The 22,084-nt window shown below is 35.4% G+C and carries 19 protein-coding genes; 8 read left to right on the top strand and 11 right to left on the bottom strand.

All coding sequences use genetic code 11. The annotated features are described in order from the left end of the window. The first annotated feature begins 328 nt into the window (after positions 1 to 328). The gene (locus IGI37_RS00730) at positions 329 to 2,278 is read left to right on the top strand and encodes a DEAD/DEAH box helicase family protein (RefSeq protein WP_438759493.1); all 1,950 of its coding nucleotides are present in this window, start codon (positions 329 to 331) and stop codon (positions 2,276 to 2,278) included. Positions 2,279 to 2,761: 483 nt separating this feature from the next. On the opposite strand, the gene iolG is transcribed toward IGI37_RS00730, so the two are convergent. From iolG to IGI37_RS00700, 6 genes are all read right to left on the bottom strand, one after another. Beyond that, positions 2,762 to 3,787: an inositol 2-dehydrogenase gene (gene iolG / locus IGI37_RS00725; protein ID WP_438759492.1), complete on the bottom strand. Its 1,026-nt coding sequence runs from the start codon at positions 3,785 to 3,787 to the stop codon at positions 2,762 to 2,764. Positions 3,788 to 4,327: 540 nt separating this feature from the next. Further along, complete coding sequence (tnpC, locus tag IGI37_RS00720) at positions 4,328 to 5,929, bottom strand: IS66 family transposase (protein ID WP_438763557.1); 1,602 nt, start codon at positions 5,927 to 5,929, stop codon at positions 4,328 to 4,330. 117 nt (positions 5,930 to 6,046) lie between these two features. Beyond that, positions 6,047 to 6,400 (bottom strand): IS66 family insertion sequence element accessory protein TnpB, encoded by a 354-nt coding sequence (gene tnpB / locus IGI37_RS00715; RefSeq protein ID WP_438759491.1) that lies wholly within the window; start codon positions 6,398 to 6,400, stop codon positions 6,047 to 6,049. 1 nt (position 6,401) lies between these two features. Further along, a complete protein-coding gene (locus IGI37_RS00710; RefSeq protein WP_438759490.1) occupies positions 6,402 to 6,584 on the bottom strand; it encodes a hypothetical protein in 183 nt (60 codons plus the stop codon). Positions 6,585 to 7,055: 471 nt separating this feature from the next. Further along, positions 7,056 to 7,871, bottom strand: coding sequence for a DUF2971 domain-containing protein (locus IGI37_RS00705; RefSeq protein WP_438759489.1), 816 nt, complete (start codon positions 7,869 to 7,871; stop codon positions 7,056 to 7,058). A 225-nt stretch (positions 7,872 to 8,096) separates the two neighbouring features. Continuing rightward, a complete protein-coding gene (locus IGI37_RS00700; RefSeq protein WP_438759487.1) occupies positions 8,097 to 8,564 on the bottom strand; it encodes a hypothetical protein in 468 nt (155 codons plus the stop codon). A 221-nt stretch (positions 8,565 to 8,785) separates the two neighbouring features. Between IGI37_RS00700 and IGI37_RS00695 the strand changes: the two genes are divergently transcribed. Next, a complete protein-coding gene (locus IGI37_RS00695) occupies positions 8,786 to 10,105 on the top strand; it encodes an IS1380 family transposase (RefSeq protein ID WP_438759486.1) in 1,320 nt (439 codons plus the stop codon). 242 nt (positions 10,106 to 10,347) lie between these two features. Here the strand turns inward: IGI37_RS00695 and IGI37_RS00690 are convergent, their stop codons facing one another. From IGI37_RS00690 to IGI37_RS00680, 3 genes are all read right to left on the bottom strand, one after another. Beyond that, the gene (locus IGI37_RS00690) at positions 10,348 to 12,264 is read right to left on the bottom strand and encodes an ATP-binding protein (RefSeq protein WP_438759485.1); all 1,917 of its coding nucleotides are present in this window, start codon (positions 12,262 to 12,264) and stop codon (positions 10,348 to 10,350) included. After that, positions 12,261 to 13,460: an SIR2 family protein gene (locus IGI37_RS00685; RefSeq protein ID WP_438759484.1), complete on the bottom strand. Its 1,200-nt coding sequence runs from the start codon at positions 13,458 to 13,460 to the stop codon at positions 12,261 to 12,263. Before IGI37_RS00685 ends, IGI37_RS00690 begins: the two co-directional genes overlap by 4 nt. A 277-nt stretch (positions 13,461 to 13,737) precedes the next feature. Then, complete coding sequence (locus tag IGI37_RS00680; RefSeq protein ID WP_438759483.1) at positions 13,738 to 14,610, bottom strand: helix-turn-helix domain-containing protein; 873 nt, start codon at positions 14,608 to 14,610, stop codon at positions 13,738 to 13,740. 183 nt (positions 14,611 to 14,793) lie between these two features. On the opposite strand from IGI37_RS00680, the gene IGI37_RS00675 reads away from it, so the two are divergent. From IGI37_RS00675 to IGI37_RS00660, 4 genes are all read left to right on the top strand, one after another. Continuing rightward, entirely contained in the window at positions 14,794 to 15,144 is a 351-nt protein-coding gene (locus IGI37_RS00675; protein ID WP_424684367.1) for a hypothetical protein, read from the top strand. Between the two features lie 204 nt (positions 15,145 to 15,348). Next, the gene (locus tag IGI37_RS00670) at positions 15,349 to 16,194 is read left to right on the top strand and encodes a rolling circle replication-associated protein (RefSeq protein ID WP_438759482.1); all 846 of its coding nucleotides are present in this window, start codon (positions 15,349 to 15,351) and stop codon (positions 16,192 to 16,194) included. Positions 16,195 to 16,233: 39 nt separating this feature from the next. Further along, on the top strand, positions 16,234 to 16,509 hold the full coding sequence (locus IGI37_RS00665; protein ID WP_002340127.1) for a helix-turn-helix transcriptional regulator: 276 nt from the start codon (positions 16,234 to 16,236) through the stop codon (positions 16,507 to 16,509). A 65-nt stretch (positions 16,510 to 16,574) separates the two neighbouring features. After that, positions 16,575 to 17,855 (top strand): site-specific integrase, encoded by a 1,281-nt coding sequence (locus IGI37_RS00660; protein ID WP_438759481.1) that lies wholly within the window; start codon positions 16,575 to 16,577, stop codon positions 17,853 to 17,855. A gap of 39 nt (positions 17,856 to 17,894) precedes the next feature. Here the strand turns inward: IGI37_RS00660 and rpsI are convergent, their stop codons facing one another. Both rpsI and rplM read right to left on the bottom strand, forming a co-directional pair. After that, entirely contained in the window at positions 17,895 to 18,287 is a 393-nt protein-coding gene (gene rpsI, locus IGI37_RS00655; RefSeq protein WP_067395005.1) for a 30S ribosomal protein S9, read from the bottom strand. Between the two features lie 15 nt (positions 18,288 to 18,302). Further along, positions 18,303 to 18,749 carry a 50S ribosomal protein L13 gene (rplM, locus tag IGI37_RS00650; protein ID WP_438763556.1) on the bottom strand — a complete coding sequence of 149 codons (447 nt, stop codon included), beginning with the start codon at positions 18,747 to 18,749 and terminating at the stop codon, positions 18,303 to 18,305. A gap of 376 nt (positions 18,750 to 19,125) precedes the next feature. On the opposite strand from rplM, the gene IGI37_RS00645 reads away from it, so the two are divergent. Continuing rightward, the gene (locus IGI37_RS00645) at positions 19,126 to 20,340 is read left to right on the top strand and encodes an argininosuccinate synthase (protein ID WP_438759480.1); all 1,215 of its coding nucleotides are present in this window, start codon (positions 19,126 to 19,128) and stop codon (positions 20,338 to 20,340) included. Between the two features lie 301 nt (positions 20,341 to 20,641). Next, positions 20,642 to 22,012 carry an argininosuccinate lyase gene (gene argH, locus IGI37_RS00640; RefSeq protein WP_438759479.1) on the top strand — a complete coding sequence of 457 codons (1,371 nt, stop codon included), beginning with the start codon at positions 20,642 to 20,644 and terminating at the stop codon, positions 22,010 to 22,012. The last annotated feature ends 72 nt before the right edge of the window (positions 22,013 to 22,084 follow it).

Genomic DNA, 22,084 nt, shown 5'->3' with positions numbered 1-22,084 from the left:
GACTCTTCATTCTGTTGAATAAATAACAATAGACCTAGACGAAAAGCCGGCTTTTCGTTTAGGTCTATTTGTTATTTTATAAACATATTGCATAAAAGAGAGACCATTGAAGACTATTACAACACCTTCTTAACTCCTAACTACATGACTCACGCGCCCTCAGTTACAGTGCTAAATTGATTTTCATTATTTAAATACTGATGAGGCTAGACGAGTTGCATAAATTTTTCCTTTTCCTCTAAGTGTGGAAAATGCGCTGAATTAGAAAAAATAACTAATTCCTTCTTCGGTGAGGTGATTCGATTAAAAAAATCAATGACCACCTCTTTTGATACTTGCAAATCCTTCTCTCCATGAACAAAATAGAGATGAAGTTGCTATAGGTGGTTTTGGTAATCTAATCGCTCTACCTTTACAAGGGGAACGAGTAAAAAAAGGCTATCGTCGTTTTATCGATAGGCACTTTAAACTAATTGAAGATATATGGGGCATATTGGAACAGACCCCTAAAATATCATACACTACAGTGGATAACATTATTAATAAAATTGGTCAGAAACTTCCGGTCCAGTACTTTAAACCTCAAGCAAATAAACAAAATGAGATTTTATTATTAGATGACTCCGAAGTTACATCTCAAAGTTTTGACAATTCAATAGAAGTCATTTCAAAGAATGAGCTTGTTATCAAACGTTCTGAAATTTCCAAGAAAGCATTAATCCAGTTAAAATTTTTAGCAACATTCCATAATCAAAATTTTTATATTGCGCAAAGAAAACGATTATCCACATATGGTATCCCTAGACTAATTAGTTTAGCTGAAATAAATGATCATGAAATTTGCTTGCCACGTGGGTTAAAAAATAAGGTTACCGAGCTATTTCCTAATGCATATTTTAGCGACAAACTCAGCCAAGGAACTACTCTAAAAGCTGATTTCAATGGTAGATTGTCCGGAGAACAGAATCTAGCTCTAGAGGCGTTAGCAGCTCAAGATATGGGAATCCTTTCTGCTGGTACTGGATTTGGAAAGACCGTTATAGCAGCTAAACTAATTGCTGATAAAAAAGTAAACGCTTTAGTTTTGGTAAACAATAAAAACTTAGCACTTCAGTGGAAAGCACAACTGGAAAAATTCCTAACAATTGAAGGAGAACCGATTGAAGAACGTACAAAGACTGGACGTAAAAAGAAAAAAGCTCAGATTGGAAAAATTTATGGTGGTAAGATGGACAGAAGTGGGTTAGTCGACATTGCTTTGTTTCAAAGTTTAACTAAACTTGATAATCTAAAGGATATAATAAATCAATATGGAATGATTATAGTTGATGAAGCACATCATGTGGCCGCAAAAACCTTCGAAGATGTAATTAAAACAGCAAATTGTCGCTATTTATACGGTCTAACAGCAACCCCAAAGAGAGAAGATCACCTAGAGAATATTCTATATATGCGGTTGGGAAATATTGCCTATACTGCAACAAAAGAAATACCCATCTATATCGACCAAAAACTATTTATGCGTTTCACCTCATTAGGCGAACACGAGATAAATAATACCTTACTTACCATCCACGAAAATTACGAACTAATGTTAGAATCAGACGAACGAAATAGCCAAATTGTTTTTGATATATGTGAAAATCTAAAAGAAAAACGTCACGTGATAGTCTTAAGTAGATATGTTAAGCATCTAGATATTCTGAATCAACTATTAGAAGAAAAAGATTTAGATGCGCCAATCTATATATTGAATAGTAAATTGAAAAATAAAGTACTTCGAAAAGAATTGATGAACCTAAAACAAGAAGGACGTTCCTTTGTCTTATTAACAACAGGCAGTTATGCAGGAGAAGGCTTTGACTTGCCTGCATTGGATACCTTGTTGCTAACAATGCCCATCTCTGGTAAAAGTAATTTACAACAATATTTAGGACGATTGTTACGGAACCTAGATGAAAAAAGTGAACTGAGAGTTTATGATTATGTCGATTATGCAATCCCAATGATTTACAGAATGTATCAAAAAAGACTACGGACATATAAACAATTAGGCTATCACTTATATGAGGATGAGCACACAGAATCCTCTAAAAGTAGTATTATGCTTGAGCATTACCATAAAATTTTAGATAAAGACTTACTCCTTGCCCAAAAAGGCCTATTAGTTTTACCTTATCTAAACAAAAAAAATATTTCAACAGTTACTCTCAATAAATCAATCTCAAAGTTTCACTATACTGCTACCGCATATTTCTTCAAGTTCAGAAAAAAATAAAGTCCTCTATCAACAACAAATAGATCAACTTATAGATTCAGGTTATAAAATTGATTTTAAAAAGAAAATAATACAATACTTTATAATTTTAGATAGCAAAGTTGTGTGGATGCTTCCAAATAGTTCAAACGATGCGATTGCTTTACGCATTATATCTAAGGATATCGCTAAACGATTGCTAACTTATTTCAATGAATGAAGGGCAACTGTATAGAATTGAGAATATAAAGCTAGTAGACATCTCCTAAATGCTCTACTAGCTCTATGCTCTAAAAAAGACACTCTCTAGTTTGGAAAGTGTCTTAAAACTATTGATAAAGAGAAGAGGTCTATTTTGGGGGAATTATGAAGCTTCCAGTTTTTTTAGACCTTGTTCGATTGATTGAATTTTAATCATTTGAAATCACTAATAGCAACTTTTGGATAAGCGCAAATTATAAAAACAAGCTTGCGTTAAAGAGATAACTAGCAGAGTAATTACTTTTAATACAGAATATCCATGATCTCATTCTCTTCAAATGATTTTTGACAGGCAATGGCTACCTTTGTTGATTGCAGTCCATCATTTGCATTCACTTCAGGCTGTTCTCCCGCGAGAATACAACGAATAAACTCTTTCTCTTCGTTGATAAAAGCTTGCTTAAAACGTTCTGGAAAATTCTGAGAACAAGGACGGACAATCCCTTGTTCATTCATAATCGTCACTAAATTTTTCTCAGGGATTTGCGCAATCCGTAACATCCCCTTAGTCCCAATCAATTCAGTTTCTACATGATAACCATGATAACAATTGCGACCCGCTACTAAAATCCCTATTGTTTTATCGGTTAATTGCAACATAGCTGCACCTGTTTCTAGTTCTCCTAACGCATCAAGCTCTGGATAAGCTGTATTTTTCCCAATCGCCCAAACACGTTTGACCTCCTGATTGCTAAACCAACGAATCAAGTCGATATCATGAATAGACATATCTGCAAACAAACCACCACTGTTACTCGCACCAGCAAATTTCACAAAACTTTCAAGCCCTTCTTTGGGATCAATTCCGTAACTTCTAATAACCGTCAGCTCGCCAATCGCACCTTCTTCAAGCATTGTTTTGGCATATTGATACGATTCGTCATACCTTCTCATAAAACCTAACATAAAGACTTGCTTAGGATAAGAATAAATCACCGCGACTGTTCTCTCAATTTCTGTAATATCTAACCCAATTGGCTTCTCAGAAAACACATGCTTCCCATGCTCCATAGCAATTCGAATTTGTTCACAATGCAAACCTGATGGCGATACAATAAATATTGCTTGAATGTCCTTATCTTCGACCATCTCGGAGTACTCTGTGTAGACGTTTGTCACACCTAATTTTTCCTTAGCAAACTTCAATTCCTCTTCTACAGGACTACAAGCGGCATATAACTCACAATTCGGGATATTATAAGCTAAATTCTCCCCATGAACTTTTCCTAAACGTCCCAACCCTACAATTCCGACCTTGATTGTTTCCAAATGTAAAACCTCCTCTTAAGATTTCCAAGCCTTAGTCAATTTTTTTCTTATGTCCTTTTGAATTCTACATAACACAAACAAAAACTAGAAACTTCTGAACTTTTTACATTACACCAACCTCCATATCTACATCGTTTTTGGTAAGAATCTATAATCAATGAGCATCGATTTTTTCTGAGCTTTACATTCCCAATCGCCTCAATCAATTACGCGTTTTTTCAAGCTTCTTATAACCTATATAAAGTACATCTTAAGATATAATTTATTCATTATTAGTATTTTTCATAGCCAAAACAACCAAAAGACAACCATCATTTCATCACAAGGTTATCATTAGTTGGTAAACAAATCAATGAAATTATTTTTTTAATAGAAAAATAGAGCAAGCAGCTTGAGAAAGACACTTTTCAAATGAATAAAAAATACTTTAACAGTCTTGAATAGATGGCAGAAAAAAAGCACCAGCAAGATGCTGATGGTAAGTGCCTAATAAAATAGTACCTACACGCCAAATAGCCCAAGCCTTATACTAAGCTTAGGTTATTTGGTCTGTTTATAAGTAGTTCTACATAATGCTTGAACATCTGGTTTCCAGGGAAGTAAGGCGTCCAACCCTTCATCTGATTGAGTTTCCATATTTGGTACTCGATCAAATAGGAATTCTATATATCGAATCGGGTCGAGACCATTGGCTACTGCCGTTCGATAGATACTCAAAATAACGCCTGATGTTCGTGCGCCTTCCAAGCTACAGGAATGCATGTAATTTTTTCGCCCAATCACCAGCTCTTTTATATGACGCTCAGCCAAATTATTACTTAATTCCAATCGTCCATCCTCAAAGATTCGCTCAAATCCGCTTCGTATCTTCCGTACATACTCAACGGCATTCTCTAGCTTCGATTTTGGGACCGCAACGAACGTATCTAGCCATTCATAAAAGTTGTTCACCAATGGCTTCAGATAACCTTGACGCTTATCAAAACGTTCCTCAATGGTGACTTCCTTCCATTTGCGTTCTAGCTCGAACCAGATGTCAAGCATCTTCACGGCGACAACTGCTGGCGTTTGTTCGGCCTTACTATTTTTGGGGATGGCTTCAAAAAACTTTCGACGTGCGTGCGCAAGGCAATAGACGAGCTTCACATCCGTTACATAATTATACCCTGCATAGCCATCACAATGAAGATACCCCTTAAAGTCAGACAAAAACTCTTTCGGTACTGTCCCAGATTTAGACTCTGCATGATGGTAATAGGCAATAGGCTGTGCACTATGTTTCCCGGTTGAGAAGAGCCAGTAATAGGTTTTTGCTTTTTTACTCTGAATCACTTGATAGCTCGTCTCGTCTGCATGAAGAATCTCTTCTTGATTCAAATAATGTTTGAATCGTTCGGCAACCGGATCTAACGCATGATGACAAGCTTTGATATGCCAGTTTGTCATATTATCGCGTGAGATATCGAGTCCGAGTGTTTCTCGCCAATAAATTTCTTGGCGATTCGCTGGACTTTTTTGACCGAATTTTAGACGGATTGTTTCCGCAATAATACTGTTTGAGCCTAAACTATTTGGGACGACTGGTTTAGGAACAGGTGCCTTCTTATAGGAAGAAACATCTGCCTTTTCACATGCCTTACAACAATAAGTGTGTTGAATGTGAGCCAATCGATCCAACATTGCTTGATGGAATCGGACCTCTTCACGTAATTTTGTTGTACCGATATCAATCATTTGAGTACCACAATGTTCACAAGAACGTTCTTCTTGTGGAAGTTCATGGTGTATTTCAGTTAAAGGAAGGTGCGCGATTTTCTCAGCTTTTTGGCCACTCTTCCTTTTAGACTTTTTTTCAGGGGCCGGTTTTTCTTCTTTGGGTACGGTAAATATAGAGGCCTCTTCGAGTTCCTCTGTGAATAAATTTAATTGACCACTAACATCTGAGGAAATAGTTTCCTTTGAGCGCCCGAATTGGCGATTCATAAAGTAGTTGAGTTTTTCATTCAGTAGTTGAATTTCGGTGGTTAATGCTTGGTTGGTTTTCTTTAGAGAATCAATCGTTTCAGTCTGATTTTTTAAAAGTTCAAGTAAGACATTTACATCAATCTCAACGTTATTTGTTGAACTTACATCTGTCGATATATCCAAAAAAATCCACCACCATTCTATCTATTTTCCTTCCCTTTATTATACCATTTTTTAGAACAAAAAAACAGATAAAAACCGCATTAAATCAATGTTTATTACGGTTTTTATCTATTAGAATTGGCCTCTTTTCCCTGGCTTTATCGCCCTGGGTTGATCGATGTCCAACCCTTCAAATAACCAACGAATTTGTTGACTAGTTAGTTGTCGAACCTCTTCTTTTTTTCTAGGCCACTTGAGTCGGCCATCTTGAATCCTTTTATAACATAAGAGGAAGCCGTCACCATCCCAATACAAAATTTTGAAACGATCACATCGATTACCGCAAAAAAGGAAGAGGGCATCTGAATAAACATCTAGCTCGTACTCTTGTTGGATGAGACTCGCCAATCCGTCAATTCCACGACGAAGGTCTGTTTTCCCAGTGACGATATACAAGTTCTTTACTTTAGTGAAATCAAGAAGCACGTCATCTCAACTCCCTAAGCACTGCGGCAAGAATATAACTACTGATACCATTATATAGATGTATCTCAGAGCCATCTTTTCTTTTTATTCGTGCAGCTAGCTTCGCACTCGCTACTTTCTGATTTTGTTTCTGGTCTGGCTGCGTATGAAGCTGAATGGGTACAATTTCGTTTGTCTTGGTCAAACAAACACCTCCAATTTACTTGATAAGCCAAGTATACCCGGAGGTGTCGCTTGATTATAGGTACCTAGTTATTAGGCACTTACTGCTGATGCTTTAATTTTTTGGAATTCTTTTGTTTAAAAACGTGAAAAAGACACTCTCCAAAATCTGGAGAGTGTCTTGAAATCCTTGATATAATAAGGATTAACGTTTTGAGAACTGTGAAGCTTTACGAGCTTTTTTAAGACCTGGTTAGCCCAACCTTTTTTTCAGACAGCTTCATAATAATTTAATAGCAACGATTTAGAGAGATATAAAAGGAAAAAATTTATAGACTTTCAATTTATTTGAAAGCAATGGTGTCAATCTTCTGCGAGCCGATTCGATACTATTTAATAGATATACATAAAACATTTCAAAATTAACAAATATCATTAAATCGTCAATCAAATCAAAGAATAGTTTATCTCTCAAAAATATAATCTATTCAAATTATCTCACCCATCGCTGCGTTGATTGTTTTACCTTTACATTTGGTAAAGTATCAACAATAGTTGTTAACAATTGGCTAGCCTCTTCATCAAAAATCGGACTTGTTAGAATTTCTAATTCACTTAAGCACTCTTTCCTGAAGGGAATATCAAAGTAATCGTAAGGAATAGGAACCGTCCTTATAATTTTTAAGATTTGTTGTGGATCAGCCGTCAATTGAGGATTAGCAGCTATAGTGAATAATCCAAACGGAAAAGCAAATAATTTATATCGCCATTCAGATTGATAATTCCAATCAATATTTTTAAATTTCCCAATTAGTTTTGTTTCGAGTCTGGAACTATTTTCATCCTCGTTATAAACACTATATCTAAGTAATTTAGAATCTTTTGTATATGTTACGGGAAATAATTCTACAATCTGCGGCATAAACTTAACTAAATTTTCTCTTTCATAGCTAGCTAATCCCTTTGTGTAAGGAAAACCAGCAAAAGCTTGAATTTCTTCCTTTTTAGCACCCAATTGTATTAATTGTTCTCTAGTAAACCCTATATCTTGTACTTCTTCAAAAATATTTGTTGGCAACCGTATTCTTAATCCCTTTTTAGGAGAAGTATATTCCTTCCACATAGGTATTGATTCCTTCATTTCATCAGTCCAGCAACTAACATAGCAGAATCTCCCTAAATTTCCAAAATCTTCAGTCTCCATTTCTTCCAAATCATCTACATTTTGTAAAGAATTAAATCGAAATGTTCCATTCTTTATAATAAGGTTTAACGTATCCACATTAGTATAATGATATAAGTATTCCATAACCCACCATTCCTCTACATTAACCATTCAGCAACAATTACTAGTAGTACTCATTTTTGTTACCAACATTTTAAAATTTTCAATAAAATAAATCTTATTTTTATGATTTCATGGAGTGGAAATGAAATAATTCCTTACTAAGAAATTTCTAATAAGATTTAGTTGTTTAATAAGCCTCTATACAGAGTATATTAAAAATTTCGAACAAAATTCCATATTTGATAATTAGCTCCCGAACAAATGAAATCGTTGCTGTATTTCACGCTCTAATAGATATGCTTCTTGCTTATCCTGACATCCGAACAAATAAATTGCATGTTTATCATAATCAAAACCCTTATCATTTAAAAAGGCTCTCCCTGTAATTGAATAATTTTGTGTATCTTTGTTGGCATCTTTATTAAAATCAAAATCCACTGTACCATGTTTTCCAGTTTTAGTAACTCCACAAATAAGTGGCTTACTTCCATAATTCTTGATCTCATAACAGTTAATATATACAATATTTTTTTTGTCTTTTATTTCTTTTTCTAGTTTAGTTTTCCAATGTGTGCGAGGCTGAACATTTATTTCATATTTTTCTAATTTGATGTTATATATATTTTTTAAAAAATTTGTAATATCAGTAATGGTTACATCATTGCTAAGAAAATTATCTATATACGTTTCCCATATACTCTTACTCTTTATCATTATTATTCACCTCCGTACTATAAAGTAACTCAAAGATTACTTTACTTATTTTTTATTTCTCATCCTGAATTATTCATAAAATCATTAGAAAGTTTCAAGACTCTAAGAACCTCAAAGGGTTTGAGATTTCTTTCATTTCACCCAATAGGTGCACAAAAAGAGCACACTTTATGTTATTGTAAAGTTGACAAAAACCAACAAAAACAAGGAGTGTGCTCTTCATGTCTACATTACAACAACAATCCCTTTTATTCAATCCCAAACTGGAAATTTCTAACGATGGTGGTCGGCTTTCCTCAGATGGCGGCATTTTACTTGTGAAAGAATTTATGAAAAAAATCCAATTTGACCATTTTTTACAAGAAACAGTCGCTTTTCAAGACAATAGGAAATATTGTACTCATCAGCTAAAGAACCAATTTACGCAATTGGTCCTTCAACTGATTGCCGGATATCAGAAAGATGAAGCGGCTAACACATTAAAAGAGGATCCTGTTTTTCAACTTGCACTGGATAAGCTTTGTGCCTCTCAGCCAACGTTATCTCGTTTTATCAATGGGGTCAGTCAAGAAGAACTGCCTGGCGTACACCATTTAGCACAAACTCTCGGTGCGTTTTTAATCGAGCAAACGAATCAAAGACAAATGATTTTGGACATCGATTCTACGCACTGTGATACTTATGGAAAACAAGAAGAATCAACTTACAATGGCCATTATAAAACCACTGGCTATCATCCTCTATTAGCTTTTGACCTCATTTCTGGCGCATTATTAGGTGCTGAATTGCGTGCAGGGTGCGACTATACTTCAAAAGGTGCCGAAGATTTTCTAGCGCCTATCCTTCAGCGTTATCAGGAAAAGGAGTTAGAACTGATTGTTCGAGGAGACAGTGGATTTGCCAAACCTGAAGTCTATCAAGTTTGTGAAACACACCATGCCAAATTCATCATTCGACTAAAAGCCAATCGAAAACTGCAAAAAATCGCTGAACAACTTGTCTTATACAGTGATGAGACTGATTTCACCAAAGAAGAAGTCCAGTGGTTTACGTTAGAGAACTATTGCCCGAATACTTGGGTACATCCCTATCGCGTGGTGATCAAATCGACTCGAAACGCTGGAGAATTTCTGTTTTCTCATGCATTTCTCGTAACCAATCTAATAGAGTTATCTCCAAAACAAATTTTCCCCATGTATCAAAACCGTGGTGCCATGGAAAATTTAATCAAAGAAATCAAAAACGGTTTTTTCTTCGATAAAACGGACAGTACATCGTTTACAGCGAATGCATTTCGGATGCTTTTAAGCAGTGTTGCTTACAATTTAATGCAGTGTATGAAACAACTGGTCTTTCCTGAAACTCAAAAGAAGCTTAGCATCTGTACGATTCGTTTCCGTCTATTTCATATCGCAGCTCGTGTGGTCTCTCATGCAAGGCGAACGTTTATTCAACTTTCTAGCACGAATGTATTTGATGTGTTTTATTGGCAGGTTCTTGAAAAAATACAAGGCTTACAGCTTTATCCTACAAAAAACTGACATAGACCTTAAAAAAATTTTTTAGTGCTACCAAGGGGCTAGTGTGCCCTTTTTTAAGTGAAACCCAAGAAATGAAGGCAGAATTAAGTTTCGAATCCAATTTTTCTTCTGAATAGATTCAAAATTAGGTGCCAAGTTCTCTAAAATTTGGTTTTAAGGTTTTCTTCGTTATTTTTTTAAAAGTATGAATAATTCAGGCTCATTGCTATTTATAAATTTGATTGAATGAACTTGTAAGATCTTCAATTGAACTTACTACTTTTCAAGTTCCAAATATCCAATAAAGGTGTATTTTCGCTATTTGGAGCTTCTTCCTTTTTCAATTGATCAACCTGTATAATTATTGGAAGATCAAATAGCACACCTGTTAATATCACTTGTCCTGGGGCTAAATTGGGAATACTTTCTTTTGAGACACTATCTAGCGAGGACATTGTTCTATCTAGAAGTCGTAGATCATTATCGTTAACTAACCGATGAATAAAATAATTATGAACTTGAGAGACAATCGTTGCAGAAATATCAGCCGGTCGCTGACTAGAAACAGTTAAGTAATATCCAAATTTTCTACCTTCTTTGATTATTTCTTCAAATACTTCTAACCTATAATCTTTCCACTTCTCCGATTCTCTGCTAGATGTTTCTGAAAGAATGTTATGTGCTTCATCAATAATCAAGTTAAAAATTCTATCTCGATTGTTATTTTGTTCACGATTCATTTCATAAGTCATTTTAGCTATAACCATTGGTATTAACATCTTCATGTCCTGGTTAACATCTTTGAATGATACAACGTTGATGGTATCGCTAAATATTTCTTTGTCTCCACCTACTATTTTAAATACCTTGGAAAAATCATTTACACGAGATTCAATTCTATGAAGTAAAGGTGCTATATGATCAAACTGAACTGTATGCTGTCTTAACTCAAATATCATTTTTAAATATGAAGCAATTTGTAAATTTTTCATTGGATTATTGATATTAAAAGTTCGTTTATTTAGCTTTGATAAAACTTTTTGTTTTTCTTCACGCAACAAATCTTCATCTGGATTCCAATAAAAACACTTTCCAGAGAGTTTCCAACCGTCTAAATATTGTTTTGAATAAAAACTCTCATTTGTATTGTTATATAATGTATTGTTAATCCATTCCGAGACATCTTCATTTCTCAATTCTAACAATTTCAGAGTTTGCTTAAAGAGATCCAAGCTATTATTATTCGAGACAATATAAACATTAGAAAAAGCTTCAGCAATATATCGAGGTAAGCTATCTTGAAAGCTTCCTTCCTCTTCAAAATAATAGTTTAAAACCCTACTTAAAAAAGGCTGCTGAGTTTGTTCAGTTGCTCCAAAAAGAACAGATAACATATCCTTATCCCAAAATCTTTCTTCAGGAATATTTAAATAATCAGTTTCTTTATCTCCATTATTTTTGTTTCTATTAGTAGTCAAATTATATACTTTTTTACTATCGGTTATTGTTTTTTCACCTATATATTCGCCATTAAAATCCAATAGTACAAATTTTGATTCTCCAAAATCCAATAATTGATCTTCAAAATCTAATTTGAATAGTTCGTGATATAGTTTTGCTAAAGTGTTCGATTTCCCGCTTCCTGTATTTCCAAAAATAGCTAAATGACTGTTAAAAAGTCGATACCATTTCAAATTAAATCTAATTCCATCAGGCCATACTTTTCCTATACTTATTCGCGGAATCATCAAGTCCTTCGAATCAGTACAGCTTTCATATCCGCCAATAATTTTTCCTTTTTGACTATCTGACAATAAAATGACGTCATTAAATATCTGTGGAAAAGCGACCATACCTGATTTATATTCATTTCTCTTAAAACTACCAATTATTTTCACTTCAATTTCTCTAACAAACCGGTCTTTTCGAAACTCTTGTACAGTAGAATCTTTCATTTGATCATAAGCGTATTCCTTTTCCACTTTACCAACAATTGTGTATTGCCCACGAATAATTCCCAGATATGATCCTATGATTATGCCTGAATATTTTTCTCCATGAAAGAAATGCACTAATTGACTTGTATTTTCGAAGAGTCTTATCAGTACGGAAGTACCTCTAATCTCACGAACTGCACCAACCACAAAGTTTAGGGAAGAATTATCGTTTGACTCATTCATCCATTTCTACCACCTAACAAATTATTTAAAAAACTAAAGTCCCCATTTACACAACCACCATCTGCCTCCTCATTAAACTTTGGTATAAATTCAACTTGGGTTCCCTTTCCCAAAGCTTCTTCTATCAATTTTTTTGATTGTTTATTGTATGCAATAACATATATTTTTAAAAAAGGGTTTACCATAGATCTTCTAACTATTTCCAATATATGTTCATCTGCAAAAGAGAAACCAAAGACAATTAAAATACTATCTTTTTTTTCCAACTCAAAGCTTAACATCCTCAACATCTGATAGTAATGTTGTTCAAATACAGTTTCGGAAAATTTCTTCTTCGTTGGGCTTACTATGGGTAACGAGTCGTAACACTTCTTAAAGTCATTTAGTTCTTCTTCAACAATAGAGTAAATTTGATTAATATAATTTCTTAATGTCTCTTCTGTAAGATTAATATCAAAAATGGATTGTTCGATATTTTTATTATCAAAAAAATCAATGGCTTCATTTAAAACAGAAGATTCCCAAATTGGATAATCTTCTTCCTTCTTTCCCAAAATCAATTCATTGATTGTTTCAGTCCGTTCAACAAGCTCTTCAAAAATTTTATTTTCCAAGCTCATTTCAATCTTTTCATTATTTTTTTTCCAGGTTACCGATCCATGTAATTTGATTAAGTTAATAGTTGGAATACTCCTTTGGAAGCCATCACTAATACCTGAGTGTGAAGCAGTGATATAAAAATTTTCTGAAGAGACATATTTTTTTATAAATCCTCTACTACCATCGTTGAAAAATGTAAGTCTATTTTTTGAAGCCAACTTATCAAATGAAACCTCAAATAAAGAATCATAATTCGTAGTAAAAATATTTATTCTTTTTGGTTTGTCAAACCCTTCATGATTAGATATAGTAATTAAATTAGAAATAAAATTTTCATAATTTTCAAAAACTTCTTTAGGTTCACTTTGTATTTCCAAGATTTGCGTTTTTTTAATCCAAAGATTGAACCATATATAATAAAGCACTATTTTTTGATTATCATCATATTCTGTTGAAGTCAACAATTCTTCGAAAGACTTTGAGAATGAGTCAATCCACAACGTTGGGACTATCCCAGCCGATGCACCAGATCCAATCAAAAAACTAATATTTTTTCCATTAATCTCATCTAAAAAATTACTATATCTATCCTCCACGTTTTTCCCCCCATTTTTGATTTACTTCTTAAACAATCATAAAACCATAAAAATTTTCTTAGACTTTTTTGAATGAAGCCTTAGCAAAGTAAACATCTCTCTCGAAAAGTCTCAATCCAATCTTTTTTAGCGATTAGCAAAAAAAACTTTTTATTTATATTAAAAATAAGGCTGAAATGGACTCTCACTCAGTATCCTGTTTATGCATATTTCAGGTTTACTTCCATTGTCGAATTTTTTAAATATAGTTCTTTTTATTAGAAAAGGCATCTATATGTTAACGAATATCCTCTCTAAACCAATTCTCCATTTCATCCGTAGTAACTTTACTATAAATTCGGATTAGTGCCGGACGTAACGTTTCAAATGCTTCTATCAATTCTTCCCCACCAAATCTTCCGGAAAAAGATTTCTTCGTCAGTTCTTCGGACAATCTATTGATAAGTTCGACAGTTTTTTGTTGATCTGCCAAGATATTTATTAGTTTTCCTACTAAATACCGATCTTCAAAATTACTGTCTGCAAAAAAATCGTACTTATCGACTTCCTGCTTAACCAGTTTAATCATATCATCTTTATTTTCATAATTAAATTCGCCAGCTACATCCATGTATTCGATGATACCGATCGTAATAACGGTGACTGCCTCATCTTTCTTCTGTTTAGATAATTCATCGGCAATCGGTAAATTTTTTATCTGATCACATACCATTTTTTGAATTTCTTCTTTAATGACGTCTTGCTGCAGTTCATAAAAATAATCATCCATGAACCCCTCACATGGATAACCAACTTCATTTTCCCATGCCGGATTTTTAAACTCCCCAGTGTAAAACTCTTCTTTGATTGCTTTCACAACTTCTGGATGTTCTTGCACAATCCTGTTCTGCCCTTTTAACTGCAAGTAGTCCGCAATAAATTCTTCAATATCACCAAAGTAAAACCAGCCTACTGGTTTCCCACTAATACTCGATAATTGGTTAATAACACTTTCAGGGGCTAACGCATAGCCTTGAACATAGGAACTGATTGTTGGTTTCTTTATCCCCAAGCGATTTCCTAACTCTGTAAAGGACAGATTCATACTCTCTTTGATTTCTTTGATTCGTTGTCCTACCTTCACTTTATCAGGTTGTAATAAGCCAAACATAGATTACTTCCTCCTTGTCATTTTTCCCTATTATACCATTCGTATAAAATTTCGTATATATTTTTTTACTAAATCTCTTGACTTCGTATAAATAAACGTATAAAATACAAATCATAGATGGCCATCTATATTTTTTTAACCCAATCGTATAAATTATCGTATATCAAAAAAAGGAGGGCTATTATGCCAATTAAAATCAATGATCTCACTTTACCAAAAGAAAAACTCGAAAAAGAATATCAAGTTGTCAATGTTACTCGCTGGCAAAAAGACGGAGAAATTCTAGGTTGGAGTTACGAATGTATCCTACCAAAACTCCGCTACGAGAAAATCAGTGTCAAAGTCAAATCTGAATATCCTGTGATTACTCCGGAAGAACTTACCCAACAAGGTTTAGCCATGGTTACATTTGCCAATTTAGTGATTGCACCTTGGGGTCGCTCTAACGGTCAATTTGTCAGCTATGGTTTATCAGCCACGGCAGATGCGGCAACTTTGATTCCGAAAAAACAAGGTCCCACTGCGCAAGACTAATTTTCCTATGGGTTTGTTGGGTGGTTAGGACGAAACGGCGGGGCAGCGCCATAGAGCCGCTTCTGTCCGTTAAGACCGCCCAATAAACACATAGGCTGGAAGGACTGCTTTGCAGGACTTCCCCTTAACTTGATTTATAGAACAACATCAGGCGAAAAATGATGGTTCTTTGACAACTGAATACACATCAAGGAGTGAGGATTTTTGAAAGCTTATAATCAAAAAATCATTGAAACTCCCACGTACCTTGAAATTTATGATTATGAAGCAATCATTACTCCTAAACAAAAAACAGGAAATATTGAAACCAATCCAAAACGAAAAAAAGAATTAGCTTGGCTTTATGAAGAAGAGAATCCAACTACCGAAAAAAGAAAAAACTATGATGAATTATCTGCTCAAGGACAATACGACAGCTTAAAACGAAAACAAAAATACTATCAAAATATGCGCTTTGAAATTGCCCGACTCGTGGATATGAACTTTGACAATCGGACAAAATTTTTAACCCTCACTTTCAGAGAAAGCATTCAAGACATTGCCTATGCGAATAATGAATTCAAAAAATTTATCAAACGACTAAACTACGAACTCTATCATACAAAGAAAGCAAAACTAAAATACCTTGCCACGTGGGAAAAACAAGAACGAGGTGCGATCCATTACCACATCATCCTGTTTGACTTTCCTTTTATCTCCACCAATCGCCTTACTACCATCTGGGGACATGGATTTGTCAAAATCAACAAGATTGATGTGGATAGTATCGAAAATCGTGGACGCTATATCAGTAAATATTTTGATAAGGACTTGGATATCAAAGAGCATAAGAAAAAAGCGTTCTTCAAGTCGCGCAACCTCAAAGTGCCCAGCGTCACGAAACAACTCGTGGACCAACCTTTTGATACCACAAATCAAGAGGTACTTTATACCAATGAGTATCTCGTAAGACGTCCGATATTTTACAGTGCGATAAATGAAGATGGAACTCCTGAACAAGTGATGGATTTTCAAGAAAGTACTGTTCACTATACCAAGATAAAAAAATAATTCATTATTCCCTACGCAAAATTCAAAGGAAGTGAGAATATGACCGAAATGAAAATTTTACTCAGTGATGATCAGATGGGCATTATTTCTACTCAACTATCTGATTTAATCACAACTGAAATCGAAAAAATTAAGACCCAGGAAAACCTGCAACACCGCTATATGAATAAAAAACAAACTTGTAACTATCTACAAGTTTCCAATAATACGTTAGATGGCTGGATTAAAGAGGGCTTACCCCTTATTCAAATCCACGGATCAAATAGATTTGACCGTATCGCCATTGATCAATGGCTTGCAAGCCTAGCAAAATAATTCCGACATCGTTATACTCCATATATAGTATTTGATTTCGGCTCGCAAATTCGGAGGGAAATACTATGGCAATTAGTAAAACAGAAAATGAGACTTACCGTTTACGGCTTTACTATCCACAAGATATCCAAGAGATGATAGGCATAAACAAACTTTATTCCAAAACTTTCAAAACTAGAAAGGATGCAAAAGCAGCAGAAATTGATTTTTATGCCAAGATTAAAGAGCTACGGGAAAACAAAGAAAAGAATGCTTTTGAACTAGGTGGTGAAGCACTGTTCAAAGCTTTCTATGAAGATATCTGGATTGATGCTTATACAGCTGGTTTAACTTCTCGAAACACGAAGTCTCCTACTCCTGTGACAATCGCGAATACAAAAGATATTTTTCGACTTCACATCTTACCAATGCTTGGGAAATACACATTGAACTATTTGAATCAAAATAAAGCTTTCGTTCTAAAAATCATGACACAAAAGGCTGCCGAATACGCAAACTTCAAAATACTACGTAGCTACGTTAATTCTATTTTCGATTGGGCGGAAGAACTTGAATACATCGAACGGAATAAACTAGAAAAATCGCTTAAACGAATCAATGCTACTAAGAAAAACCAATTGCAAGAAGCTAAGAAAGAAGAAGATTTATACCTTTCCTTTGAACAACTTCAAGAATGGCTAACTGCCGTTCAAAGCGATTATGAAAGTGGGAAATTGACTTTACAAGACTATGTATTATTTCTGACTACTTTCTTTTTATCTGATCGCAAATCAGAAACTTATGCCATCAAATGGAAGGACGTGAATTTCACTACTTCCCAGATTACGATTGGTAAAGCCTTGGATAAATTTGGCAATGAAAAAAGCACCAAAGGGAATAAAACGACAATTTTCCATATTCCAAATGAACTAAAGCAATTACTTCAACAGTGGAAAGTCCAACAAAAAGAAGAACTATCTCAATTTGAAATCGAACAAACCGAAGAACAGCTACTCTTTACCTTCTTTGATGATAAAGGAAATATCAATCAAAGACTTCATACAGATTATTTGAACTACCGTATGAAATCCATTGAGCGACGACATAAACACCTTACCCATGCGACTCCACACAAGTTACGGCATACTGGGGCAACCTTAGCTAGACAATCTGGTACTTCTTTAGAACAGATTTCAGAAGCCCTTACTCATAGCGATATAACAATCACAAAAGTTTATGTGAACACACCAAATGTCATTAAAATGCCCGTTGGTGAAATTGCTTATCGCAAACTAGCTCAAAATGGTGCTGTCCTGAATGGTGTCAACAATGGTGTCAAATTCAAAAAAAGACGCTTCACAAACTGAATTGCGAAACGCCTTGAAATGTTGATATACAAAGATATATTAACGTTTTGAAAATTGTGAAGCTTTACGAGCTTTCTTAAGACCTGGTTTTTTACGTTCAACCATACGTGCGTCACGTGTTAATAGTCCAGCGCGTTTTAAAGCTAGACGGAAGTCTGGATCTACTTCTAACAATGCACGAGCGATACCATGACGGATAGCTCCTGATTGTCCAGCGTAGCCTCCACCGTTTACGTTAACAAATACGTCATATGCGCCTTTTGTTTCAGTAACTCCGAAAGGTTGGTTGATAACTTCACGCAAGTCTGCGTGTGGGATGTATTCTTCAACATCTTTTTTATTTACAGTAATTTTACCAGTTCCTGGTACTAAACGTACGCGGGCAACTGCATTTTTACGACGGCCTGTGCCGATATATTGAACTTGTGCCAATGAAATTCCCTCCTATTAGATTAAGTTTGTGATGTCTAAGACTTCTGGTTGTTGTGCAGTATGTGGATGTTCTGCTCCACCATACACGTTTAATTTTGTCAATTGTTTGCGACCTAAAGTGTTTTTAGGTAGCATTCCTTTTACAGAAGTTTCGATTAAACGACGAGAATTGTTTGCACGTAATTCTCCAGCAGATACTGATTTCAATCCACCTGGGTAGTTACTGTGACGATAGTAAATCTTGTCACTTGCTTTGTTCCCTGTTAATTTTACTTTGTCTGCATTGATTACGATTACGAAATCTCCAGTATCCACATGAGGTGTGAATGTTGGTTTATTTTTACCACGTAAGATAGATGCAACAACTGCTGAAAGACGTCCCATTGGAACATCAGTTGCGTCTACTACGTACCATTTACGTTCTACTTCGCCTGCTTTGGCCATATATGTTGTACGCACAATATTTTCCTCCAATTTAAGTTTCTGATGTTTGACATACACTTCGAGTTTCCGGGGCTCTTTGTGGGGCAAACAATACCATTTAACATATTACCTTCTAAAAAGCCTTCTGTCAATGCGTTTTCACTGCCTTTCGGAAAATATTTCCATTTTAGAAACTCTTTTTTCAACAGATACCACTCAACACTAAATTATTTTTATTCAAAAATTATGTATAAAATACGGTAATATCCCTTTTTTACTGTATACAATATTCTTAAATAGAAAAATATTGCATATTTATTAATAAAAACTGTTGTCTTTTCTTTTTAATGGTGCTATGATTAGTCCATAAATTTTTTTTGAAAATAAATAAATAATTTTTTAAGGGGAGAATTAAATGAAGGAAAAAGTTATTTTGGCTTACTCTGGAGGACTCGATACCTCCGTTGCCGTCAAGTGGTTAGTTGATGAAGGATATGATGTGATTGCTTGCTGTTTAGACGTTGGTGAGAAAAAGGATATGACGTTTATTAAAGAAAAAGCCCTACAGGTTGGCGCCTCAGCTTCTTATGCAATTGATGCTAAGGAAGAATTTGCTCAAGAATTTGCCTTAATTGCCTTACAAGGACATACGTTTTACGAGCAGTCTTACCCGTTAGTTTCCGCTCTATCTCGTCCATTAATTGCGAAAAAATTAGTGGAATTAGCGCATGAAATGGGCGCAACAACCATTGCTCACGGCTGTACGGGAAAAGGCAATGATCAGGTTCGTTTTGAAGTAGCGATTAGCGCTTTAGCACCTGAGTTAAAGGTCATCGCGCCTGTTCGTGAATGGAAATGGTCGCGAGAAGAAGAAATTAACTATGCTCAAGAAAAAGGTGTGCCTATTCCAGCTGACTTAGACAATCCTTATTCAATTGACCAAAACCTTTGGGGACGTGCCTGCGAATGTGGGATTTTAGAAGATCCTTGGGCGACACCGCCTAAAGGAGCCTATGCCCTAACTGCCGAGCTAGAGGAGACACCTGATACACCGGACATCGTTGAGATTACTTTTGAAAACGGCGTCCCTGTTGCATTAAACGGCGAAAAAATGCTTTTATCCGAATTAATTCTTTCTTTAAATGTAACGGCCGGTAAACATGGGATTGGTCGAATTGACCACGTGGAAAATCGTTTAGTAGGTATCAAATCTCGAGAAGTCTATGAGTGCCCAGGTGCAGTCGTTTTGATGAACGCTCATAAAGAACTCGAAGATTTAACCTTTGTGCGTGAGTTAGCTCATTTTAAACCAACTATCGAAAATCAGTTAAGCCAAATCATTTATGATGGACTTTGGTTCAATCCTTTAACCGATGCGCTAATTTCCTTCTTAAAATCAACACAGGTCTACGTTAACGGGGTCATTCGTGTGAAATTATTTAAAGGAAACGCCATTGTCGAAGGACGTAAATCAGAGAATAGTTTGTACAATGAACAGTTAGCGACCTATACTTCTGCGGATACCTTTGATCAAGACGCAGCAGTTGGTTTCATCAAACTTTGGGGGCTTCCATCAAAAGTTCATGCAGAAGTCCAAACAAAAGTGGCAAATGATCAAGCAACTGACTAATTGGTAGTCAAACCTAGCGTTAGAAACGAATTCTAATTGCTCATTGGTGAGTCTCTTTTCCTCTTGCGAGAGAAAATAAAGAGTCCAGCAATCTTCAATAATATAGCAGCTGCACTTTGAAAAAAGGCGAGTACAGATTTTTCGGGAAAAAATTAACTGTTACCTGCAGTCTGCTCTCCCCCTTATAGATTTGGTAGGAGTCTATAAATTCGTATGGAAATACTCAGACTTAGAGACTGGACTGTGTACCAAACGTCCGTCTCTTTCTTTTTTAAATAATAAAATATGAGGTGAAGAAACGATGGCAAAACTTTGGGGTGGTCGTTTTGATGGGAAAAACGAAGCATGGATTGATGCTTTCGGAGCATCAATTCCTTTTGACCAAAAACTAGCAAAGCAAGATATTACGGGCAGTCTAGCGCACGTTAAAATGTTAGCAAGAACAGGCATTATCACAGAAGATGAAGGAGAACAAATCATTGCTGGTTTGAAGGCCGTGGAGAAAAAACTGGCAGAGGGCAAACTAACTTTTGCTATTGAAAATGAGGACGTTCATTTGAATATCGAGAAATACTTGCATGAAGAAATTGGTCCTGTGGCTGGGAAACTGCATACTGCACGTAGCCGAAACGATCAAGTGGCCACAGATATGCATCTTTATTTAAAAGAAATCATTCAAGAGGTTGTTGAAAAGATTACCTTATTCCGCCAAGTGTTGGTCCATAAAGCAGAAGAAAATATTGAAACCATTATGCCAGGCTACACTCACTTACAACATGCTCAGCCAATTTCATTTGGTCACCATATGATGGCTTATTACGGCATGCTGACAAGGGATCAGGAACGGTTTATGGAAAGTCTCAAACGAGTCGACATCTCGCCTCTAGGAAGTGCAGCTCTGGCAGGAACAACCTTTCCAATTGATCGTCAATTCGTAGCAGACGAGCTCGATTTTGCGTCTGTCTATGAAAATAGTTTGGACGGAGTGAGTGATCGGGATTTCATTTTAGAATTTTTAAGTCACTCTTCCATCTTAATGATGCATCTTTCTCGTTTTTGCGAGGAGCTTATTTTATGGTGCAGCCATGAGTTTCAGTTTATCGAATTGACCGATACTTTTTCTACAGGTAGCTCGATTATGCCACAAAAGAAAAATCCTGATATGGCTGAATTAATTCGTGGAAAAACAGGACGCGTGTACGGGAATTTATTTGGCCTTCTGACGGTCATGAAAGGTTTACCGCTTGCCTACAATAAAGACCTTCAAGAGGACAAGGAGGGCATGTTTGACACCGCTCATACGATTCTGACAAGCCTAGACATCATGGCAGGAATGATTGAGACAATGAAGTTAAATACGCAACGAATGGAAGAGTCGACCGAAAAGGATTTTTCAAATGCCACTGAGCTAGCCGATTATTTAGCTACAAAAGGTATTCCTTTCAGACAGGCACATGAAATTGTTGGAAAATTGGTACTCAGTTGCACTCAAAAAGGTATTTATCTGCAAGAAGTACCTTTCGCCGACTATCAAGCCATCAGCCCGTTAATAGAGGAAGACATCTACACCACTCTCGCTTCAAAAACAGCCATTCAAAGACGGCATTCCTTCGGTGGTACAGGATTTGACCAAGTAAAAAATGCCATCGCCCGCGCTAAACAATCGTTTTAATCAAATAAAAAGGGCACTTTGTCAAATGGTGTTGTTTTAAAAATAAGTCACAGAATTGAGAACACTTTTGGT

Source organism: Enterococcus sp. AZ194 (genome assembly GCF_051713825.1).
Taxonomy (GTDB): Bacteria; Bacillota; Bacilli; order Lactobacillales; family Enterococcaceae; genus Enterococcus_K.
This window is presented reverse-complemented; position numbering and strand designations above follow the sequence as displayed.